This is a genomic window from Parasphingorhabdus sp. DH2-15, assembly GCF_051668705.1.
In the GTDB taxonomy this organism is placed as follows: domain Bacteria; phylum Pseudomonadota; class Alphaproteobacteria; order Sphingomonadales; family Sphingomonadaceae; genus Alterisphingorhabdus.
The window spans coordinates 998,946-1,021,216 of the sequence record NZ_CP196351.1 but is presented as its reverse complement, the minus strand read 5'-3'; the positions used below and the strand labels follow the sequence as shown (position 1 = coordinate 1,021,216).

General features: G+C 51.9%; 19 protein-coding genes and 2 tRNA genes. 9 read left to right on the top strand and 12 right to left on the bottom strand.

The genetic code is table 11. The annotated features are described in order from the left end of the window. Positions 1-46 precede the first annotated feature (46 nt). Positions 47-2,488, bottom strand: a complete 2,442-nt coding sequence (locus ACR9YC_RS04770; protein ID WP_438730579.1) for a TonB-dependent receptor domain-containing protein — start codon at positions 2,486-2,488, stop codon at positions 47-49. A gap of 171 nt (positions 2,489-2,659) precedes the next feature. Here ACR9YC_RS04770 and ACR9YC_RS04765 point away from each other — a divergent pair, with 171 nt between their 5' ends. Continuing rightward, positions 2,660-3,994, top strand: a complete 1,335-nt coding sequence (locus tag ACR9YC_RS04765) for an MFS transporter (RefSeq protein ID WP_438730576.1) — start codon at positions 2,660-2,662, stop codon at positions 3,992-3,994. A 9-nt stretch (positions 3,995-4,003) separates the two neighbouring features. Next, positions 4,004-5,041, top strand: a complete 1,038-nt coding sequence (locus ACR9YC_RS04760) for a LacI family DNA-binding transcriptional regulator (protein ID WP_438730573.1) — start codon at positions 4,004-4,006, stop codon at positions 5,039-5,041. 398 nt (positions 5,042-5,439) lie between these two features. Here the strand turns inward: ACR9YC_RS04760 and ACR9YC_RS04755 are convergent. The 5 genes from ACR9YC_RS04755 to ACR9YC_RS04735 all read right to left on the bottom strand — a co-directional run bounded on the left by ACR9YC_RS04755 (position 5,440) and on the right by ACR9YC_RS04735 (position 9,426). Then, positions 5,440-5,526 (bottom strand) — tRNA-Leu (locus tag ACR9YC_RS04755). A gap of 247 nt (positions 5,527-5,773) precedes the next feature. Continuing rightward, the gene (locus ACR9YC_RS04750; RefSeq protein WP_438730570.1) at positions 5,774-5,914 is read right to left on the bottom strand and encodes a hypothetical protein; all 141 of its coding nucleotides are present in this window, start codon (positions 5,912-5,914) and stop codon (positions 5,774-5,776) included. Positions 5,915-6,314: 400 nt separating this feature from the next. Beyond that, positions 6,315-6,389 (bottom strand) — tRNA-Glu (locus tag ACR9YC_RS04745). A 130-nt stretch (positions 6,390-6,519) separates the two neighbouring features. Further along, positions 6,520-8,307 (bottom strand): single-stranded-DNA-specific exonuclease RecJ, encoded by a 1,788-nt coding sequence (gene recJ, locus ACR9YC_RS04740; protein WP_438730567.1) that lies wholly within the window; start codon positions 8,305-8,307, stop codon positions 6,520-6,522. An 81-nt stretch (positions 8,308-8,388) separates the two neighbouring features. After that, positions 8,389-9,426: an alpha/beta hydrolase gene (locus tag ACR9YC_RS04735; RefSeq protein ID WP_438730564.1), complete on the bottom strand. Its 1,038-nt coding sequence runs from the start codon at positions 9,424-9,426 to the stop codon at positions 8,389-8,391. A 370-nt stretch (positions 9,427-9,796) separates the two neighbouring features. Here ACR9YC_RS04735 and ACR9YC_RS04730 point away from each other — a divergent pair, with 370 nt between their 5' ends. Both ACR9YC_RS04730 and ACR9YC_RS04725 read left to right on the top strand, forming a co-directional pair. After that, the gene (locus ACR9YC_RS04730) at positions 9,797-10,315 is read left to right on the top strand and encodes a flavodoxin family protein (protein WP_438730561.1); all 519 of its coding nucleotides are present in this window, start codon (positions 9,797-9,799) and stop codon (positions 10,313-10,315) included. Positions 10,316-10,378: 63 nt separating this feature from the next. Then, positions 10,379-11,788, top strand: a complete 1,410-nt coding sequence (locus ACR9YC_RS04725) for a transglutaminase-like domain-containing protein (RefSeq protein ID WP_438730558.1) — start codon at positions 10,379-10,381, stop codon at positions 11,786-11,788. 29 nt (positions 11,789-11,817) lie between these two features. On the opposite strand, the gene ACR9YC_RS04720 is transcribed toward ACR9YC_RS04725, so the two are convergent. Both ACR9YC_RS04720 and glpX read right to left on the bottom strand, forming a co-directional pair. After that, a complete protein-coding gene (locus tag ACR9YC_RS04720; protein WP_438730555.1) occupies positions 11,818-12,342 on the bottom strand; it encodes a hypothetical protein in 525 nt (174 codons plus the stop codon). A 68-nt stretch (positions 12,343-12,410) separates the two neighbouring features. After that, positions 12,411-13,418, bottom strand: coding sequence for a class II fructose-bisphosphatase (gene glpX, locus ACR9YC_RS04715; RefSeq protein WP_438730552.1), 1,008 nt, complete (start codon positions 13,416-13,418; stop codon positions 12,411-12,413). 159 nt (positions 13,419-13,577) lie between these two features. Here glpX and ACR9YC_RS04710 point away from each other — a divergent pair, with 159 nt between their 5' ends. After that, a complete protein-coding gene (locus tag ACR9YC_RS04710) occupies positions 13,578-14,117 on the top strand; it encodes a hypothetical protein (RefSeq protein ID WP_438730549.1) in 540 nt (179 codons plus the stop codon). A gap of 134 nt (positions 14,118-14,251) precedes the next feature. Here the strand turns inward: ACR9YC_RS04710 and ACR9YC_RS04705 are convergent, their stop codons facing one another. Beyond that, positions 14,252-15,325, bottom strand: a complete 1,074-nt coding sequence (locus ACR9YC_RS04705) for an RcnB family protein (RefSeq protein ID WP_438730546.1) — start codon at positions 15,323-15,325, stop codon at positions 14,252-14,254. Positions 15,326-15,491: 166 nt separating this feature from the next. Here ACR9YC_RS04705 and ACR9YC_RS04700 point away from each other — a divergent pair, with 166 nt between their 5' ends. Continuing rightward, positions 15,492-16,154, top strand: a complete 663-nt coding sequence (locus ACR9YC_RS04700) for an MOSC domain-containing protein (protein ID WP_438730543.1) — start codon at positions 15,492-15,494, stop codon at positions 16,152-16,154. On the opposite strand, the gene accC is transcribed toward ACR9YC_RS04700, so the two are convergent. The 3 genes from accC to aroQ form a co-directional block, all read right to left on the bottom strand. Next, positions 16,151-17,506 (bottom strand): acetyl-CoA carboxylase biotin carboxylase subunit, encoded by a 1,356-nt coding sequence (gene accC, locus ACR9YC_RS04695; RefSeq protein WP_438730540.1) that lies wholly within the window; start codon positions 17,504-17,506, stop codon positions 16,151-16,153. The two genes, ACR9YC_RS04700 and accC, sit on opposite strands and share 4 nt — an antisense overlap. A gap of 10 nt (positions 17,507-17,516) precedes the next feature. After that, a complete protein-coding gene (gene accB / locus ACR9YC_RS04690; protein ID WP_438730537.1) occupies positions 17,517-18,017 on the bottom strand; it encodes an acetyl-CoA carboxylase biotin carboxyl carrier protein in 501 nt (166 codons plus the stop codon). Between the two features lie 199 nt (positions 18,018-18,216). Continuing rightward, a complete protein-coding gene (gene aroQ, locus ACR9YC_RS04685; RefSeq protein ID WP_438730534.1) occupies positions 18,217-18,660 on the bottom strand; it encodes a type II 3-dehydroquinate dehydratase in 444 nt (147 codons plus the stop codon). 176 nt (positions 18,661-18,836) lie between these two features. On the opposite strand from aroQ, the gene ACR9YC_RS04680 reads away from it, so the two are divergent. From ACR9YC_RS04680 to ACR9YC_RS04670, 3 genes are all read left to right on the top strand, one after another. After that, positions 18,837-20,063 (top strand): acyl-CoA dehydrogenase family protein, encoded by a 1,227-nt coding sequence (locus ACR9YC_RS04680; RefSeq protein WP_438730531.1) that lies wholly within the window; start codon positions 18,837-18,839, stop codon positions 20,061-20,063. A gap of 131 nt (positions 20,064-20,194) precedes the next feature. Beyond that, a complete protein-coding gene (locus ACR9YC_RS04675; protein ID WP_438730528.1) occupies positions 20,195-21,328 on the top strand; it encodes an acyl-CoA dehydrogenase family protein in 1,134 nt (377 codons plus the stop codon). A gap of 125 nt (positions 21,329-21,453) precedes the next feature. Next, positions 21,454-22,212: a crotonase/enoyl-CoA hydratase family protein gene (locus ACR9YC_RS04670; protein ID WP_438730525.1), complete on the top strand. Its 759-nt coding sequence runs from the start codon at positions 21,454-21,456 to the stop codon at positions 22,210-22,212. Positions 22,213-22,271 lie beyond the last annotated feature (59 nt).

Here is a 22,271-nt window from a genome sequence, read left to right as displayed (position 1 = left end):
AGGGCCGACCAACAGGGAGATGACTGGTCGGCCCTTATGCATAGCATCAAAATTCGAAACGTACCGACGCCGCGATCGTACGGCCCGCGATAGAGCGTGCCCTTACGATACCGTTGGCCGGGATCGATCCTTCTTCTGCCTCGGTAAAGCCCTCGCTGTTGAACAGGTTGGTAGCATTGAGCGCCACTTCGACCCGGTCAACAGGACGAATTGCGAAGAATGCATTAACCTGCGTATAAGCGGGAAGCTCAAGCTGGTTATTGTCTTGCGTGAAGCTGTCCGTGGTGCCGATCAGATTGGCGCCCACTTTAAAGAAGCCGTCGTCATATTGCGCTGTCGCCTGATAGACGAAGTCTGCCTGACGGCGTGGCGTGTTGCCGATGATCGCTGCGTTGAGCGAGTCCGTGATTTCAGCATCGGTCCAAGTGGCGCCAGCGCTCAGGGTGAACGGTCCGGTCGAATACGAACCCTCAAGCTCAATACCGTAGGCTTCGTAGTCCGTGTCTGTCAGAAGCAGCGGCGCGATTTCGACGTTTGTTTCGCTGGTTTCTGCATAGAAGCCGGTGGCGTAGATCGACAGCCCACTCCCCTGATACTTCAGGCCCATTTCAAGCTGATTGACATCGGCAATCACACCATCATCGCCGCCCGGCAGGCCGCCATCGGTCCTGCTGACTGCGGGCGAGAACAGGCTGCGGTCGGCAGTGTGACGTCCGCCCTGGCTGTACCGTGCGAAAATGCCGAGGTCGTCTGTCAGCAGATAATTGGCACCGAGCGACCAAGAGAAATAATCAAAGTCGTAATTAACCGGGCTCGCATCACCCAACGGAAGTACAGAGGTCTGCGATTCAGGCGTGCTGATCACGCCATCATTGTTGAAGTCAAAGTCAATGACGGGGCCATCGCCAGTAATCGTGCCGTTGGCATCGCCATAGTCATAACGAATGCTGGCATCCACGGTCAGACGGTCAAACTCAAACGCAAGCGATGCGAAAGGCGCATAAGTGCTGTATTGCACGTCGTAATTACGGCGGCAGCAGTTGCCGAAGAAGTTTGCGCCAAAGCCCACAACGCCGTTGTCTGTTACGGTGTTGCCGCCTGCATCGACGATGTCGACCAGAACTGCATTGCCATCGCCCTCAACGGTCTGGACGAAGGAGGTCCAAAGCCAATCGGTGTCAACATCCTGACGTGAGAGGTAGAAGCCGCTGGTAAAGGTCGCAGAACCGCCACCAAAGTCGAAGTCTTTCGAGATGCGGAAGTCGTTGGTGATGTTGTCGAGGCTGTTCAAACGCGTGTTGAAGAGCACGACATTGGTGAGCAAGCCATTTCCACCAATGCTCGCCGCGTCCGCCGTCGAACCGGCGTTCGGACCTGTCGCGAAGACGATGCTTGATCCAGCGCCGCCAATGCCATCAGCGATGTCCTGCGCCGCGCCAGCACTTGCCGGGAAGGGAGAAACAAAGCTGCCGGAGTTGTTCGCATAACGGAAGCGATTGGTTAGCGTCCAACCGGAGCCTACGTCGATCTCGGCTTCAACACCGAAGGCCTGCGATTCAACCGATAGACCATCGTTGATGTTAAAGGTCGTCGGATTGTTGCCACCATCGAGTGTCAGAGCGGTCGTGATCAGGGGGCTATACAACGAATCCGAACGCGGATCGAACCCGGGAATGGCGTTGTAATCAGGGTCGCTGTCCGTACCGCCGACAAAGACCGGCTGCGGCAGGATGGTGGGAGTGCTGTCATCAAGGAATTTGGCGTGGAAGCGGACGTATCCACCATCGAATTCCTTTGTCAGGTTGGCCTTGAGCTGGCCCCCGTCGAAGCCGTTATAGCCAATATCGCGCGGCCCTTCTCCGGTGCGATAGAAGCCGCCGACGTGGAAATAGAGATCGTCGGCAAGCGGTGCGCCATAATCGAAGTCAACGCGGTAGGTTTCAAAGTCGACCCCCACAGTGCCTTGGATTGCGCCACCTTCGCGCTGACCAGTCTTTGAGATGAAGTTGATCACACCGCCTGGGGCGTTCGAAGCAAATGTGGAGGCAGAGCCACCGCGAACCGCCTCGACGCGCGCAACATTGCGGTCGGCGCGCAGGAAGTTGTCGGCGTTGCCAAAAATGATATCGCCAAACTCGAGAACGGGCAGTCCGTCTTCCTGAAGTTGGATATAGCGCGCACCGCCGGTTGAAACAGGCAACCCGCGCACAGCGATGTTGGCGTTGCCTTCGCCGCCCGAGGCTTCCGAGCGGATTCCGGGGATTTGGCGGATAAGGTCAGCCGAAGAAGGCGGGGCAAGATCGGCAATTTGCTCTGCGCTTACGGAACTGACCGAAACCGAGCTCTCCAAACGGTTTTGACCGCGCGCAACGGCGGTAACGATGATCTCGCTACCGTTCTCAGAAGCAGCTTCCTGATCCTGAGCAAAAGCGGGGGTGGAAAAGGCACTTAGCGCAACGCCAAAGGCCAAAGCGTGACGGAACTTCATAGCAAAACTCTCCTTTGTGTTCGCACCATTTTGCGCGATTCGCATTAATGCATAATCTCGTTGCAATCGATTGCAACAGGAAAATTGCAAACGATTGCAATTGTGCGCAATCTATGTCACGAAAATGCCACAACGCCGGTAACATAACGGCAAATGAGAGGATTTGAGATTATGCAAACCGCCGTAAAGCCTCGGCTTTCGCTGCTGCGAATCATCGAAATGAACATCGGCTTCTTCGGGCTGCAATTCAGTTTCGGCCTGCAACAAGCCAACATGGGACCGATCTACGGATTTCTCGGGGCGGATGAAGCAACCATGCCGCTCCTTTGGCTTGCAGGTCCCATGACCGGCCTCATTATCCAGCCGATTGTCGGTGCGATGAGTGATCGCACCAACACGCGTTTCGGACGGCGCACGCCTTACTTCCTGATCGGCGCGATCATCTGCACTATCAGCCTATTCTTGATGCCGTATTCATCCACGCTTTGGATGGCGGCATCGCTGCTCTGGATTCTTGATGCTGGGAATAACATCACCATGGAGCCCTACCGTGCCTATGTCGCTGACCGGCTCGTACCAAACCAAAGATCGATCGGCTTTCTGACTCAAAGTGCTTTCACGGGCCTTGCGCAAACCCTGTCCTATCTTGCGCCCACTTTGCTGACGGCCTTTGTTGCGCAAGACGTGCTGGACGATAACGGCATTCCGGTAATCGTTCGCATCGCCTTTATTATCGGCGCGATCCTCTCGATTTCGACGATCGTCTGGTCGGTCTGGCGCGTTCCCGAGCTGCCAATGACCGAGGATGAAAAGTCCGTTCTCGAGCAGAAGCCGTTGACCGTGAAGGACACCTTTGCAGAAATCGTCGATGCGATCCGCGACATGCCAAAGCCGATGCGACAACTTGCGGTTGCGATGCTGTGCCAATGGTACGCGATGTTTGCTTACTGGCAGTACATCACTTTCGCGGTGGGGCGCTCACTCTACGATACGTCCGACCCGTCCAGCGCTGCATTTCGCGAAGCGACGCTGACCACGCAGCAGGCGGGCGCTTTGTACAACTTCATTGCCTTCATTGGGGCGTTATTGCTGATCCCAATCGTGGCGAAGCTGGGCGCGCGATTTGTGCATGCAGTGTGCCTGACAGCGTCGGGAATTGCGATGCTGCTCATTCCTGGAGTTGAGACGGCACCCGCTCTCTTTGCGCTCATGCTCGGCATTGGTATTGGCTGGGCTGGGATGATGGGGAACACCTATGTAATGCTGGCCGATTCAATCCCGGCGGAACGCAATGGTATCTACATGGGCATCTTCAACATGTTCATCGTTATTCCCATGCTGTTCCAGACATTGACGATGCCGCTGATTTACAACCCAGTTCTGGGCGGTGACCCGCGTAATGTGTTGATGCTGGGCGGAGCACTTATGATTGTCGGTGCAATCGCAACCCTCTTTGTGGACGCGGGCCACAGAGTTCCGCGTGAACAAAAGGCGCTCGCGAGCTAAAGGGTAGTGATGGCGGACGAAGACGATCAAAATTGCGCAGAAGGCGCGGCCAAAGTTCGCACTCTTGCGGACCTTGCCAGAATTGCAGGCGTCTCTGCGGGGACTGTTTCGCGGGCGCTAGCGGGCAACAGTCTGGTCAATAAGAAAACGCGTGAGAAGATCGAGGCCATCGCGCGCGAGCACGGTTTCCGCCCAAACCAGATGGCGAGCAAACTCCGCAGGCAGAAAACGGGCGTTATTGGCGTCGCGATTCCCCTGGGTCATGACGTGCGGCAGCAGATCTCGGATACCTTCTTCATGACGCTGCTGGGCTATCTGGCAGACGAGCTGACCGAGAAGGGGTATGACCTCATGCTGAGGCGTGTCATTCCCGCTCAGGACGAAGATTGGCTGGACCGATTTATCGGATCAGGCATGGTCGATGGCGTGATTGTGATCGGTCAGTCAGACCAGTTCGAGCGGATCGAGGATGTTGCAGATGGCTATCTACCGATGGTCGTCTGGGGTAACCACCAGGAGGGTCAGCGACACTGTGTCGTCGGTTCCGACAACCGTTTAGGGGGAAAGCTCGCCGCCGAGAGGCTGATCGCCTCAGGGGCAAAGAGCCTTGCATTCTTGGGCGACACCCAGCCAATAGAATTCGCAGCCCGCTACGCTGGCGCAAAAGAAGTTGCCGCCAAAATGGGTGTAGCTATCCGCGCCCTTCCTACGCACTTGTCTCCTGAGCGGACCGGCGAGGAAATCGCAGAGCATTTGCGGGAGATCGAAGGCAAAGTCGACGGAATCTTTGCCGCAACCGACACAATCGCAGTCGCCTGCCTCAAAGAACTTCGGGAACGCCGCATCGAAGTGCCCCGCCAGCTAAAGGTAGTCGGCTTCGACGATCTGCCAATTTCAAGCCAGACCGCGCCGCCTCTCACGACGGTCAGGCAAGATATCGCTGCTGGTGCAAAGGGCCTCGTGGACCTGCTGTTGCGACGCTTGGAAGGAGAAGACACAGAAAGTCTGGTTCTGCCTCCCCATCTGATCGTTCGCGAAACCGCTTGAGAAGTTCGAGTTAAGCTAAGCGGTTCCCAGCGGGCCTGGCACTCCGGGATTTAAGTCCAATTACGCCTTGGGTAACCCTTAATGCGGACGTTCCGCTTGCGGCCCAGTTTCAGCCGCTGTTGGAGCGCGTGTGAGAATCGTTTCCTGAAATCACGGTGCTTCCCACCCGTTAGAGGTCGAGCAATTTCATGGCCAATGCGGGCCTCTGAATGCGGTTTTCGCGAAGGCCCGCAGAAAGGCCCGCAAAAATTTGAAGCTGGGGCTATGTGAGGCGAGTCGGGCGGAGCGTTACTGGGCTCGAGAGGGAAAAGTAAAACCAAGTAGAGACAACAACTTAGAGTCTGATGAGGACTCACATTGGCCTGCAATTCTCTATATATTTCAACGACTTAAGTCGGTGGTGCCCAGAAGAGGACTCGAACCTCCACACCCTTGCGAGTACCAGCACCTGAAGCTGGCGCGTCTACCAATTCCGCCATCTGGGCACGGGGTAGTTGCGGTCCTCTAGTCTAGAGCGGTTGAGCTTGTCAACCAGCACGAGACATTCATTTTGGCCTTCTTAAGCAAACCATTTTTTATGATATTTTTGAATTTTAAAAAATGAAGATTATCAGCATCTTATTAGGCGAATAGCGCCTTATGCTAGGTTGACCAGTTCAACTCGATCTTACGTTAAATATGGCCGATGAACACGTTTAAATGCAAAATAGACCATGTAGAGGTTTCCTGCTCTCAAGACTCTGCTGTGTGTTTCATAGCAAATTCCATCATCCTGCTGCCATGAAGGTTCAGTGTATCAGACATGTTGCGGCGATAGGTCTGGAAGATGCGCGTGCCAATGCGCAAATAATCAGTAATTTCGCGATTGGTCATTCTCTAGGCCAATAATTGCAGCACCTTGTTTTCTTTAGATGTTAGGTCTTCAAACTATTCTCTTCATTGTTCTTTCAAGAAGTTTTCTACAAAACGTCCAACGGAGTTACCGATGCAAAACGCGTTCACAATGCCTCATGGGTTTATCCAATTCTGTTGTAACAGTTTCATTTGCAACCGAACTCCTTGTATCCATTTCACGTACATAGCCTGAGAAAGTCATTAGTCGGATCATGGTGAAAAAAAGCAATAGCTCAACCCAATGCCGAGCCGTCACCTGTCATAAGCAAGACGACATGTTCGATTGTTGAGCAAAAGATGTAAATAGAGAGATTGTTACAGAACAAGCATTGTCCAACCTTAAATAAAGGTATTAAAAACAATGATTTATGAGAAAAAGTGGTGACCCCTACGGGAATCGAACCCGTGTTTCAGCCGTGAAAGGGCCGCGTCCTAACCGCTAGACGAAGGGGCCACTTGCTGTAAGCAGCGAACTGGCCAATTAGGGTGTTCATCGACTTGGGTCAAGGGCGAATTGAGGCCGTGACAATATTATTTTGCGCAAAGCCACCATGCTATGCGACTGGCCTTTGTTTCACACTTGCCTAAGACGCAAGGGCAGCATCATCGACGATGAGTTCCGCAGTATTGCGGCCGCCCCAATCGTCAATTTTCGCCCGGCCAGCCAGCCAAAATTTTGTGTCGCGACGTGCCGAAAGCAAGGACTGGCCCAAATTGGTATCGGCAGAACGAAAGGCAATCGCCTTGATGGATTTTCCATCATCGCCGCTGACGATCATGCGCACATGGTTGGTGCCTACAATATCAACCTTTATCATCCGCACGGGGCCGATCACTACGCGCGGCCCAGGCCAGCCAACGCCATAAGGCCCTGCCCCTTCCAATGTTGTAACAAAATCAGGCGTCAGCCCGCCTGCACTCACCACGACATCCAGCAAAAGAGCGCGGCCGCGTCTTGCCGTTTCGACACGCTGTTGCAGCTGCTCATCAAGAAAATTGCGCAAATTATCGATCTGGTCTTCAGCGATGGTAATACCGGCGGCCATTGCATGGCCTCCCCCCGCCTGCACGATGCCAGCTTCCCGGGCCGCGATGATCGCTGCGCCAAGATCGACGCCGCTGATTGACCGGCCAGAGCCTTTGCCAATTCCGTCATCATCAACAGCAATGACAATAGCAGGTCTGCCCAAACGTTCTTTTAACCGCCCTGCAACAATACCGATTACGCCCGGGTGCCAGCTTTTGGCAGACACAATGGCCACTGCCCTGCCCTCTTCTGCAGCCAGTTTTTCTTCGGCCATCTCCTGAACACTGACTTCAATGGCCCGGCGTTCCTCGTTGAGCTGATCGAGCTGTCTGGCAATATCATCAGCCTTGATCCGGTCGCTTGTGGTCAGCAGATTTACACCCAAATCGGATTGCCCTACCCGCCCACCAGCATTGATACGCGGGCCAAGTGCAAAGCCGAGATCAGAACAAACAGGATCACGGGTCAAGCGGCTGGCCTGTATGAGGGATTCAAGGCCCGTATTGCGCCGGCGTGCCATGATCTTCAGCCCCTGTGTCACAAAAGCGCGATTAAGACCGTGAAGCTGTGCAACATCAGCAACGGTGCCAAGCGCAACCAGGTCGAGCAATTGCATCAGGTCAGGCACCTCACGCTCAGCAAAATAGTCCCGCCCGCGCAATTCGCGAATAAGCGCAGCGCCAAGAAGAAACGCCACACCGACCGCAGCCAAATGGCCGAAGCTCGCCGCTTCATCATTCTCATCCTGCCGGTTCGGATTGACCATAGCAAAGGCACGTGGCAGCTCAGCCGCGCATTTATGATGGTCAACCACAACCACATCAAGCTCTGCCTTGGCGGCCATATCAAGGGCTTCAAACGCCATGGCGCCGCAATCCACTGTCACAACCAAGGACGAACCCGCCTGTTTAAGTTTCACCAGCGCTTCACCGGATGGGCCATAGCCTTCCATCAAACGATCAGGGATATAGCTTCCCGCTTCCAAACCCAAAGCGCCCAACAAGCGAATGAGCAAGGCAGCACTGGTTGCGCCATCAACATCATAATCGCCAAAAATGGTAACCTGTTCTTGGGCTTCCACTGCATCAGCCAAGCGTGCAGCGGCCTTATCCATATCCTGAAACAGCGATGGATCGGGCATGAAGTCCCGCAATGTTGGCGATTTGTGACGCGCCAGATCATGCCGATCAACCCCTCGCGTGAGCAACAATTGTGTCATCAGGTCATCGGGCTGTAATCCGTCGCGATAATCAGCCTGATTGCCGCGCCATTGCCAAGGCTGACCAGAGAGAGATTCGCTTACACCTAGCGCAGCCGGACTATTATTTGAAATTTGCGTTGCCATGCGCCGCTTATGCCATTTTGATGGAGTTATGCGAAGCGCAAATCATACTTCCAGCTATTTGCATAAAGCTCTGCCAAATTCTTATGGCACAGGCGAGCAGAACTTACCGGCGTCACTTTTTGCGGCCATGACCAATTTCGGCAGTTTGCGTATCGCAACCCCATCATTCAACACCGCTGCGCAGAGATATTCTCGCCCAGCCAGACTATCTATAAAATCAGCATGGCCGATAATGCCGCCAGAAACATTGGACGTGTCGACGACAGTAACGCCATCAAAAAATTCTCCGGTTTCTGGGTCGCGAGGATAACAAGGCTCTTTGATATTGGGATCATTGCATTTGGTAATGCCCAGACGATCATAACCATGCAAAATCCGAGAAATGCCAACAGCGCGATCAACATTGGATGTGAAAACCGTGACATGACGCTGCGCGCCCATCATATTCTCACTGAACAATTCGTTTTTGGCGGAACGCTCAAATATCTGACGATCCAAATCACCTGAAGCAAATATCAGAGTGCGGAATTTGTCCAAATATTTCCTCGTGTCTGGCTGACGCGACATTCTTTCCATCGCTGCTAATAATGACCGCGTGCCCATGCTGTGCGAGACGACCACAATATCATCAATATTGCTGGTCCTCGCCAATGATAACAGCTCACCATAGAAATACGGTTGGTCCCAAAGGTTATTGGCTTCATCGACGGTATAGCGGAAAAACGCCTGAAAACTCGGCCAGGAATAGGTGATGATAGGCCCCTCAAAGCCAGTTACTTGCCGCATGGCCTGAGTACGAACAGCAATCTCATCAAAATAATTATTATAGCCATGGATGAAAACCATGACGCGACGTGAAGGGCCCACAGCTTTTTCAAGGTCAGCCTGCCAATAATCTCGCTGACGAAACTGCATCTCTGTCTTGCCCGGTTTCTTTCTTGTGCCAGATGCTTTGTATCGGCCATAGCGTATCTGGTCTGTGCGCTGTTTCGTCAAAATGGGTGACGCCCCGCGACAATCAGGCAAGCGTGATGTAATCAAAAAGATCGGCAGTTGCTGATAGCTTGCATCGTCTATTGATTGATCTCGCACACACAGATCGCGATCGCCAGCTTGCACAAAATCTCTCCAGTTCTGCTGACTGAAAGAAACGCAGCCGGAAAGCATCAAGATGAGCGGCATTAATAAGGATATGCGGACTATGGGCATATTGCGATCATGGCCGTTGTGTTTAGCGAAAACAAGATACTCCCCATCAGCCAATGCTGTGCCCAATAATATTTGGGCGGAGAATATAGAAGCGACCCTATTCTCCGCCCCGGAGTTCCTGAGGTTCCCCGTATTCACGGCCCACAATCTGGCTTATAATGCAAATGGGGCAGCTTGCATTCAAACAGCCAAATATTGATGTGTTCAATAGTATGTTCGCACTAGCGCCATTTACGGTTACAATTTGCGAAACTCTATTGCTGCGCTATGCCTGCGGCTTATGGATAACAGTCAAAATAGCCACGCAAATAAGCATCTCATCATTATTTGGTATAGCAGAACAGGAACAAGCCAAGCCCTTGCGGAAGCGGCTTTTGCAGCAGCGTCACAACACCAAGGCTTGCAAGCGCATTTGGTAAACGCAGTAGAGGCGCAGCCTGACGATATGATGGCAGCGGATGGGTATATTTTTATTTGTCCTGAAAATTTGGCAGCCATCGCTGGCGGTATGAAAGAGTTTTTTGATCGCTGCTATTATCCCCTATTGCAGCACATTGAGGGGCGTCCATATGCAGCGTTGATAGCGGCAGGCTCAGATGGCGAAAATGCGCTAAAACAATTGGAGCGGATCGCGACAGGGTGGCGGCTTAAAAAGGTGATGGAGAATATCATCATCCGCACCAATGCGCAGACAAAGGAGGCTATTTGGGCACAAAAGACCTTGCGTCAAGATCAGCTTGACCACGCGACTACCATAGGGTCAACATTGGCTGCCGGGCTTGTCATGGGAATATTCTAACTGTTAAGATCACTTATGCGCAGGCTATGCCTCATCCTCTGCCTCATATGGCCTATTGCAATTGTGGCGCAGCCCGCTGCCTCTGATACATCAGAGCGCTGGATGGAAATTACCAGCAGTGAGGGAAATCTGGTTGGCTTTACCCATGCATGGCAAAGCCGCGAAGATGGACTTATCACCAATCATAGTACAACGCGGTTTTCCATTCGTCTGCAAGGTCATCCGCGCAATGACTTGCATGATAATCGCTCTTTATTTCGCGATCACTCTGGCCAAATAGTTCGTATTGAGCGCACTGCAAAGAGCAATATAGGCCATTTTTATCATCATGTCCGCATTAAGGATGGGCTGGCCATTTTGGAAAGTCGCGACAAAGATGCAAAGGGCCGTTTGCGCAACAGACGCACCATTTCTTTGCCCGAGGATATCCGTTTTGACATGGGTGCAGGACTTATGGCGCAGCCACGCAATACGTCCATAGATATCAGTTTTTCGCGCCTTAACCTCAATAAAGGCAAGGTTGAAAATATCTCTATCAAACAGATGTCAGCATCTAGTGATGAACTCCAACCCAATGATAATGTGTCTGCTATTATGCGCATTTCCATTGATGGGAAGCTGCGCAACATCATATCTGTAAAGATTGGCTCAGACGGACATATTGCGCAGCGAGAGCAGCCAATTTCCGAAGTCGTTTTGACCTATAAAGCTACGGACAAGCCGCTTAGCGAGGCTATGCTCGATCGCAATTATACCATGCCGCATCCGCAAATCGCGTCACCTTACCGCATCCCCAAAAGGGCGTTGGATGGCAAGATACGCTATCATTTCCAATTTGCCGATAGCGCGGCATTCCCTGTTCCCGTTACTGGTCAACAAAAGATCAAGCCAGTGGAGAATGGAATACGCATAGATATCTGCGCAACCTGCGGACCGGGCCTATCGCATGAAGCCGAAGACCTTGAGAGATGGCGGCGCCCTGCACCATGGATGCAATCAGATTGGCCGCCCTTTCAGAAGACAGCCAAAGTTGCGTTAAGACGCGGACAAAATGACGATGCCGTAATGCGGAGCCTTATGAAAATGGCCCGTAGCCGGATAAGCGATATTGATTATTCGGGTCATTTTTCCGCCAAAAGTGCATGGCAACAACGTCATGGCGATTGCACCGAAGATGCTCTGGTACTGGCAACATTAGGGCGTGCTGCTGGCATACCCACTCTCGTCGCAAATGGGCTGGCCTATTCACGACAGCGCTATCATGGAGCGGATAACGCTTTTATTCCGCATAGTTGGACATTGGCCTATGTTGACGGCCAATGGCGCAGCTATGACATGTCATTAGAGACATTTGATGCGGGGCATATTGCCCTTACCATCGGCGAGGGAGAGGCTAGCGACGTCGCCGCTGCTCAAGCTCTTAGCCATAGGCTATTATGGCAATCGGTCGCAGAAATTCGCGCGCGACCTTAAGCCCCTGACCTTCGTCAAAATCCTGTATTTTACTGTGAAGGCTGATCAGAATCTGTCTGTGCGGCGGCAGAAGTCTGCGTGACAGTTTCTTCATCACTGTCCTCATAAACGACAGGCAATTCGGCCAAGCTCACGGATTCTGATTTTTCGTCAGACTGCTCTGGATCAATTTCCGTCAATTCGGCTTTATCCGGATGCCGGATGCCACCAACCCACACTACCATTTCCCATTCATCTATAGCCGACTCTTCAACCTGGCCATTATAAGTTGCGCTATCCGCTGGCGCCGTATCTTGCGCTGCGGCTTGGCTGGACAAGCCCATAGTCGCAGCACCCAGTGCAGCCGCAGCGGCAATATTGCGTGCTACCGGAATTTCATAACGCACACAGGTTTCACCCGAGCAACTGGCCAGAAATGCAAGTTTCTCATCATCAGCCATAGCAGTGAGATCAGTGACATCGCGTTTGCACATAGTGCAATGGTCACCATCCATCATTATCGAAAGTTCGCTTTTAAACGGACAATGGCGATCAATTTTCGGAAATAACGGCATGATAATTCTCCTCACGCAAAGAGAATATCACACAAACTCCAGATTTTCAAAAACCGCATCAGATCAGCTTATACAGAGCTGTCCAGACCATGCTCACCTTTAACCCAACGAACGGTGCCGCTGGATGCCCGCATCACCACCGTTTCCGTTGTTAAACGGCCGTCGCGAAGCCTCTTCACACCTTTAAGAAGTGAACCGTCAGTGACGCCGGTTGCCGCAAAAATACAATCACCTTTAGCCAAATCATTGAGGTGGTATACACGGTCAAGATCTTCAATACCCCAACGCCGCGCACGGCCGCGCTCATCATCATTGCGGAAAAGCAAACGGCCCTGAAACTGGCCACCCACACAGCGCAGCGCAGCAGCGGCGAGAACGCCTTCTGGTGCGCCACCTGATCCCATATACATATCGACATTGGTGTCAGGGTCGGTTGTTGCAATAACGCCAGCCACATCGCCATCAGGAATGAGCATGATACCACAGCCAAGCGCACGCAATTCAGAAATCACGCTGGCATGACGCGGACGATCAAGCACAGAAACAATGATATTCTCCGGCCCGGTACCTTTTGCTTTGGCCAGAGCTTTCACATTATCCGTCGCAGATGCATCCAAATCGATAAGCCCTTCTGGATAGCCTGGGCCAATTGCCAGTTTCTGCATATATACGTCAGGCGCATTCAACAAATTGCCCTTTTCCGCAATAGCCAGAACAGCAAGTGCATTCGGCCCTGCCTTGGCAGTTATCGTTGTGCCTTCCAAAGGATCAAGCGCGATATCGATTTTGGGCGCTTTAGCTGTACGCAAACCAACCTCTTCACCGATATACAGCATGGGGGCTTCGTCGCGCTCACCCTCACCGATCACCACAGTGCCATTAATATATAATTTGTTCAGCGCAGCGCGCATGGCTTCAACCGCAGCAGCATCCGCCGCTTTTTCATCACCACGCCCGATAAGTTTCGATGCAGCAATAGCTGCAGCTTCGGTGACACGTACCATTTCAAGAACCAATACGCGTGCCAGATTGTCCTGTGCGTCGCTGATATTTGCAGTAGCTTCAGTCTTGTCCATTGGTACGTCCTTTTGTTCAGCGCCCGTAAACCTTACGGAAGCCTAATTAATATTCCATTTGCGCAATAGGTAAGCACTGCGTTTTTGTCGAGCACAGATACGTCGAAACCGTTGATATATTTAGTGTCGCAAACGCATTATACCGCGATGAAGAGGGCCATGATTGCGAGTGATATGCACAATGTTTTGCTATCCCTACCTTTGATTTTTGCCCAACAATCAGGGGGATTTACGCAAAACCCTGATAGTGCTCAGCAAGCCGAAACAGAAGCCAAGCGGCAAGTCACTGCCGATGACGTTATCGCCAATTATCGCAAAAAGGTTACCATCACCAGACCGCGATGCCCTGAGCGCACCAATAGCGATGAGATCATTGTTTGCGCTCAGGATGATAGCGAGTTTCGGGTTCCACCTGCGACAACGGGAAGACTGGCTACAGGCGGCCCGCCACCAGCACCTGATGTTGCCGGCGGCGGGATTTTCAAAGGGCCAGCAACCTTTGTTAGACCGCCTGACCGCATATTCCATTGCACAACTCAAGATCATGATCCGCCATGCGCTTATGAACCAAATTACCTGATTGATTTTTCAACACTTCCTGAATTTGATGCAGAATATGCCGCTCAAGCCCGCGCTGCAGCAGCCGAAGAACGGCGCAGACAGACCAATCAGGAAACTACTGCCGATGTGCCCGAATGAGATGGGTCAGCGCTGTTAAGCAGTGCTTTGCCACTACAGACACTCTTATGCTGAAACGCAAAAAGAAACCCCCCGGAGATTATCCGGAGGGTGAAGTGGGCCATTTGGCCTTTGCCAGAAGGGGAGGTTGGCAATCAGTAGAAGAAGTTAGGGATCACATCGACGACTTGACCGGTATAGGTATCCACCAGCAGAACATCGTCAAAATATCTGACCCAACGCAGCCCGCCATAAGCCGGCGGTAAGCGATAGAAGAATGGATCGTTAATAATGAACTGTGGTCCAAAAAATGCCGATCCGATAAAGGCGCCTATGCCAAAGCGGCGATAGCGAAAGCCTCTAATGGGTGAGAAATAGCGACCCCGGCTGAAGATCCTCCGGTTCTGGCCACGAAAACCACGCCAGTTAAACCTGCGATCATTGCGCCAGCCACGGTTCCACCGTTGGAAATTGCCCCGGCCATTGCGGAACTGACGGTTGTTGCGGAAACGGTTATTCGCGAAGTTACGACCATTGCGAAAGCGCTGGTTACCGTTACGCACACCGCGTCTATCACGGAACCTCTGATTGCCGTTTACAGCACGTTGGCCGCGATTAAACCTGCGATTGTCACGGCGGACATCCTGCCGGACATTGCGTGCATTGCGTGTTGCACGGCGTGCCTGACGCGTTTGCTGATTTGCATTGCGCTGCGCACGGTTTACCTGCCGTCCACTCTGACGGGCCTGTTGCCGTGCCTCACGGACAGTTTCAGCACCAAAGCCGTCATTGCGTCTTGCCCGGCGAACATTCTGAACATCGCCGCGAAAGTTACGCTGTTCTTGGCGAACATTACGCTGCGCATTGCGCGCTTGGCGGCGCTGCGTATTAGCATTGCGTTCGGCGCGATTAACTCGGCGCTCACCACGGCGCTGTGCCTGTTGGCGATTGCTGCGTGCACTGCGTGCTTGTTGACGGTTGCCACGCTGGCCTCTTGCGCGTTGACCGCCACGGCGGTTTTGACCGCGCGTTTGGCGATTGCTGCGCTGAAATTCAGCACGATCTTCGGCGTTCAATATGGCCAGGGCTGGACCATTAAGCATTGCGCTTTGCGCGTTTACAGATGTTGCTGGTGCAATTGCACTGTCTGCCGCCGCCGCTTGGCCAATGGCCAATGGGGACAGAAAGGTCGCTGCCAATAAAGCCATTGCTTTAAATGATGTCATCATATTTCTCCTCATCAGGCGACGGGATTGTCGTTCGTGTTGATACCTCTATAACGATTCGTTAATGACATGATCCTGAACCACATTGTTGCTATTTGTTCATGTTAATCGCATTTAATATGAATATCGATAGTTTTTGGCTATCGGGCCGCGCAATCACTGGGAAAATATGACACGCTACCCTCTCCTCACGCTGAACATCGGTAAACCGCAAGATTTTCACAATGATGGTGCTACCAGCACTATCGCTGCACGACAGCCTGTCCACGCCCCTATACTCCTTAGCCAAACAGGCTTTACGGGCGATAAAGTAGCCGATCCAGTTCATCATGGCGGTGCGGACAAGGCCATTCATCACTATCCCTATGAGCATTATACATGGTGGCAAGAAACGCTTGGAGACCATAAACTGTTGCAGCAACCCGGAGCATTTGGGGAAAATATCGCGACCAAAGGTCTTACCGAAGAGAATGTGTATATTGGCGACCGTTTCCGCTTAGGAGAAGCCTTGGTAGAAGTCAGCCATGGCCGCCAACCATGCTGGAAGCTCGACCATCATTTTCAACGTTCCGGAAAAGACAGCGTCATGAAGCACATTATTCGCTCAGGCAGATGCGGACTATATTTCCGTGTACTTGAGAGCGGCATGGTCGCTCTTGATGACACGATGGATCTGATAGAAAGTGGCAATAGCCCATGGACAGTGCGCCGCGTATTTGACCTGTTGATCGCGGGTAAACACAAGGACGATATAGCCGCTATCAAGGCGCTAAGCCATTTGGATCTGTTGGCAGAGACTTGGCGGCAAAGAGCAACCAAGCTAATCAGCTAATCAGCCTGATTTTGCTCTGCCAGCCATTTTTCCAGCCATTTAATGTCATAATTGCCTGCCTGCACATCTTCATTCTCCAGCAGCTTTTGATGCAAAGGAATGGTTGTGTGCATGCCCTCTATGACAAATTCACCGAGCGCACGATTAAGGCGGCGCAGACAATTTTCACGATTGGAGCCATAAACGATGAGCTTCGCAATCATGCTGTCATAATATGGCGGCACTTGATAGCCATGATAGAGCGCGCTGTCTGTGCGCACATGCATTCCGCCAGGCGGGTGATAACCAATTACCTTGCCCGGTGACGGCGCAAAGGTTTCAGGGTGCTCAGCATTGATCCGGCACTCAATCGCATGGCCTGTCAGCTTAACATCATCTTGAGTAAAGGATAATGGTTCACCGTCAGCAATGCGGATTTGTTCCCGCACAAGGTCAAAACCTGTCACCGCTTCGGTAACCGGATGCTCAACCTGAATACGGGTGTTCATTTCAATGAAATAAAACTCGCCATTTTCATATAAAAATTCAATCGTGCCAGCACCGCGATACTGCATATCCTGCATCGCTTTAACGATTGTCGCACCCATGTCGGCACGTTGTTTTTCTGTAATGGCAGGCGAAGGCGCTTCTTCAAAGACCTTTTGGTGACGGCGTTGCAGCGAACAATCACGTTCTCCCAGATGGACCGCATTACCTTTGCCATCGCCAAATACCTGGAACTCAATATGGCGCGGATTGGCCAGATATTTTTCCATATAAACTGTAGGATCGCCGAATGCAGCCTCTGCTTCGGTCGATGCCTGTTGCATCAGATTTTCCAGATTTGCAGGATCATCAACGACTTTCATCCCGCGTCCGCCGCCACCGGATGCCGCTTTGATAAGGACGGGATAACCGATTTCGTCAGCAAGTCTTTTGGCTTCTTCAACAGAAGATAATGCCCCCGGTGACCCAGGCACCAACGGCAGACCCAAATTACCAGCCGTTACCTTGGCGCGAACCTTGTCACCCATGGTGTTGATATGTTCAGGCTTAGGGCCAATCCACTTAATATCGTGCGCTTCAACAATTTCCGCAAATTTCTCATTCTCAGAAAGAAAGCCATAGCCGGGGTGAATAGCATCTGCATGGCTGATTTCAGCGGCTGAAATTATCGCCGGTATATTAAGATAACTGTCTTTTGCAGAAGGTGGTCCAATACAAATAGCTTCATCCGCCAAGCGCACATGCATCGCCATCTCATCAGCGGTTGAGTGAACGGCAACAGTTTTGATACCCATCTCATGCGCAGCGCGGTGGATACGCAAAGCAATTTCGCCGCGATTGGCGATCAATATCTTTTTAATAGCCATGCCGGCCCCCTTATTCGACTGCGATCAAGGGTTGGTCAAATTCCACGGGCTGGCCGTTTTCAACCAGAATTTCAACAACCTTACCGCCACGGTCGGCAAGTATGGGGTTCATAACCTTCATCGCCTCGACGATCAGTATCTCATCGCCCTTTTTGACGGTATCACCCAATTTGATGAAAGGTGCTGCGTCTGGGGATGGCGACAAATAAGCGGTGCCAACCATAGGAGACAAAATAGCATTGGCGTTACTCGCTGCGGCAGGTGCTTCTGGAGCAGCCACGGGGGCAGGAGAAGCTGCTTGCGGTGCAGGTGTATGGCCAGCTGTCATGGCTGGTGCAGCTTGCATCATAGCCGGTTGAGCAGCAACTGTCTGCTGACGCGTGACACGAATGCTGCGATTGCCGTCTTCAATCTCAATCTCGGTAAGAGCTGTTTCGTTCAACAATTCTGCCAATTCACGCACTTGGGCTGAATCAATCCTGATGCCATCGGGATTTTTTTTGTCTGCCATATGAACCTTCCAGATTTAATAATATCGGCCAAGCTGTTGCTCAACATTGGGCCAATATATGATGTCGGTTGGAAAACCCTATGCACTTTTCACCAGTGCTGTGACAAGGGCTATTCCTTTCTTAGCTGTGAAATAAAATTACATTCTCACTCATGCAGTTGGCTTGTCGGCCTGATTATTGGGCCTTTTTCAGGATAGCTTATAGTGAAGCTGCTGCTTCCAATGCAGCAAGATAGGATTTGGCGCCAAGGCCAGAAATATTGGCATGCGCTGCCTTGCCCACCCATGAGACGGAGCGAAATGACTCGCGCGTTTCAGGGTTAGATAGATGCACCTCTATAACCGGTGTGGTGATGGCCAATATGGCATCATAAATCGCTATGCTTGTATGCGTATAAGCCGCTGCATTTAACAAAACAGCCTTGGCCCCTGCCCCTTGTGCTTCGTGCAGCCAGTCAATCAAATGCCCCTCATGATTGGATTGGCGCATTTCAATGGAGAGCCCCAATGCATCAGCACGCTCTGACAACATCTCCGCAATATCGTCCAAGGTTTCGTGACCATATATGTCTGGCTCACGCAGCCCCAGCAGGTTGAGATTTGGGCCATTTAACACCCAAATACTGTCTTTCTTATCTACCAAATCGACCCCCATATCATGGTTTCAAACATGCTTATAACATGGCAATAGCAATCAGCCAGTATGTTAGAAAGCAGGAAATTGCGCTGCGACAAGGCCTCCTCATCATTTCCTTCTGGACATAATCCGTTGCGCTTTCCATGATGCAGTTAATCAAGCGATTAAATCAGGAGAGTGAGATGGCGACAGATGGCGCGAAAAAGCCAAGCGAGGCCGAGCTGAAAGATTATGCAGCGCAGGCCGATACATGGTTTAGGGAAAATACGCCCAAAGACCCGGGCTTTATGTTGCCGCTTACTTTTATGGAGGTCAGCACCGACCAACAGTTTGAATTTCTCTGTGATTGGCAGCGCAAGGTCTATGAAGCTGGATATCTGGGCACCTCTTGGCCCGCCGAATATGGCGGCGGCGGTATGCATCCTGATTACCAACGCATCTCAACCCGTATGATGAAAAAATATGACGGGCCCATCATTCTAAATGCCATCGGTATTGGCTGGGCTGGCCCTTTGTTGCTGGATATTGGCAGCGAAGAAGATAAGCGTAAATATATCAAGGGTATGCTGAATGCCGATGATATTTGGTGTCAGGGTTTCTCTGAACCGGAACATGGTTCCGATCTGGGCAGCGCGCAGCTAAAAGCCGTACGCGATGGTGATGAATATGTGCTCAATGGTTCCAAAATCTGGACCTCTTTGGGTGATCGCGCCAAATATATGATCCTGCTGGCGCGCACCAGCAATGATGGCCCTAGCAAATATGCAGGGCTCAGCTTCTTTCTTATCCCGATGAAAATTCCCGGTATTGAAACAAGGCGTATCAAAAAACTCACTGGCGAATATGGCTTTGTGCAAAGCTTCTTCACTGATGCACGCGTGCCGGCTGAAGGCTTGGTAGGCAAAGAGGGTGATGGCTGGATGGTCGCCATGAAAACGCTGGAATATGAGCGCGGCGCCAAGGTTAATCCCGCTGGTGGTTATTATTTAAAAGAGCTGGACGCGATGGGCGTGGTCGATCTGGCCCGCAATTCACAGCGCGGGGGCAAGCCGTTGCTGGATGATCCGGTTATGCGCGACAAGATGGTTGAGCAGATGATGGAAATTCAGGCACTCAACCTGAACAATCAGCGCCGCCGTATGGCGCCGCTTAATCAAGACAAGCCGATGGGTCTGGCGATGATGAACAAACTAGCCCGCACCGAAATGATCCGCGACCTTACAGAATTTTCGCTAGGTTTTCAGGGAACAAGGGCCGGTTATTATGTCGGTGACGAAAATGCAGTCGATGACGGCTATTGGCATCGCAGCTATCTTAACAGCTTCTCCGCCACCATTGGCGGCGGCACATCAGAGATACAGCGCAACATTGTGGCGGAGCATGTTTTAGGGCTCCCCAAAGGACGATAAAAAGCACAGACATACCGTCATTGCGAGGAGCGTAGCGACGAAGCAATCTAGAGCATTAGGCGCAAGCGGCTCTGGATTGCCGCGCCCTTCGGGCTCGCAATGACGAGAATAAGGATAGGATGGAGGATATCATGGAAAATCTGGGGACTATCGGCTATTCCGAAGAACAGGTTGAATTGATGGAAGTGGCAACCAACTTTTGCCGCGATAAATCACCAATGGATAGGGTACGCGCTTTGCTGGACGATGATGCTGGTTTCGACCCGGCAATCTGGCAAGAGATTGCTGATCTGGGCTGGCTGGCCATCGCTATCCCTGAAGAATATGAAGGCGTTGGCCTGTCATTAAGCGAAGTAGTGCCGATCGCCGAGCAAATGGGCAAAAACCTGATGATCACGCCTTTTGCAGACGTCACTTTAGCCGCGCAGGCAATATTGATGGCGGGCAGCGAAGCGCAAAAAGCACAATATCTGCCGCAAATTGCTGCTGGCACATTGGCATCACTGGCGCTGAGCGAAGCCAATGGGGATTGGGATCTCAGCAATATTTCTGCCACCGCTAATGCCAAACCCAATGCCAGCGGTGATGGTTATATATTGTCAGGCGAAAAACTGTTGGTTCCCTATGCCGCGCAAGCCGATATAATCATTGCGTCCATATTGGTTGATGGCGCTGTCCACCTGGCCATCATTCCCCACAACGATATTGCCGATGGCGCGATGCGGCGTGAGCAAATTATTGACGAAACGCGGCGCACCTATGCGGTGACATTAGATGGCATAAGCATTGGCAGCGACCAATTGCTTGATGCAGATAAAACACAGGCTGCTTTGGACCATGTCCACCTTGCGGCCAATTTGTTGCAATCTGCGGAAATGTCGGGCGGCACTATTGCTGTGATTGACTATACGCTGGATTACCTGAAAACCCGCAAACAATTCGGCAAAGTCATTGGCGAATATCAGGCTTTGAAACATCCAATTACCAACGCCTATGTTGATTATGAAAAAGCGCGCAGCCATCTTTATTCCGCCGCGCATTGCTTTAACGATCAAGGGCGCGGCGAAGTGGCCACGCGCATGGCGAAAGCGGCGATCGACAAAGCCTATAGCTTTGCTGCGGACCGTGCGATCCAATTCCATGGTGGTTTTGGTTTCACCCATGATTGCGATGCCCAGCTCTATCGCCGTGCCGCCATCTGGCACGCATCACAACATGGCGATGCCGCCTATCACCGCGCCAAATTGGCGGATTTATTGTTTTGAGAAATACGCATAACCGTCATTGCGAGGAGCGAAGCGACGAAGCAATCCAGAGCATAAAGCGCAAACGACTCTGGATTGCCGCGCCCTTCGGGCTCGCAATGACAAAGAAAATAAGGAGACCCAATATGTCAGAAGTTCTCACCGATATTCAGGACGGCTTTATCGTCGTCACCATCAACCGTCCCGATGCCAAAAATGCGATGACCAAGGCTGCCGCTGAGGGCATTCGTGCAGCGATGGAACAACTCGACAATGATAACAGCCTGAATGCCGGTATTTTGACCGGAGCTGGCGGCACATTTTGTTCAGGCATGGATTTGAAAGGCTTTTTGCGCGGTGAATCGCCCATGGTGCCAGGCTATGGCTTTGGCGGCATCACTGAAAAAGGGCCGGAAAAACCGCTGATCGCCGCTGTAGAAGGCTATGCGCTGGCGGGCGGGTTGGAACTGGCATTGGCCTGTGATCTATGTGTTGCCAATGATAAAGCGAAATTCGGCATTCCAGAGGTTAAACGCTCACTTGTCGCTGCGGCTGGCGGCGTGTTGAAATTACAGCAGGTAGTGGGCAAACGTATGGCGATGGAAATGGCACTGACTGGTGATTTTTATTCTGCGCAGCGGGCATATGAAATGGGTTTTGTAAACCGCGTGACCGAGGGTGCTGCTCTGGATGCCGCCGTAGAGCTTGCTGCAACTGTTGCTGCCAATGGTCCACTCGCCCTTAAAGCAACCAAGAAAATCATCAATGAAAGCTATGACTGGACTGATGCAGAAGCGTGGAAGAACCAGGCCAAAATCACTGCGCCGGTTTTCATGTCGCAAGATGCCCAAGAAGGCAGCCGCGCCTTTGCCGAAAAACGCAAACCCAATTGGCAAGGGAAGTAACTAATTGCGTCATTGCGAGCGAAGCAAAGCAATCTAGGGCATAAAGCGCGACCAGCTAT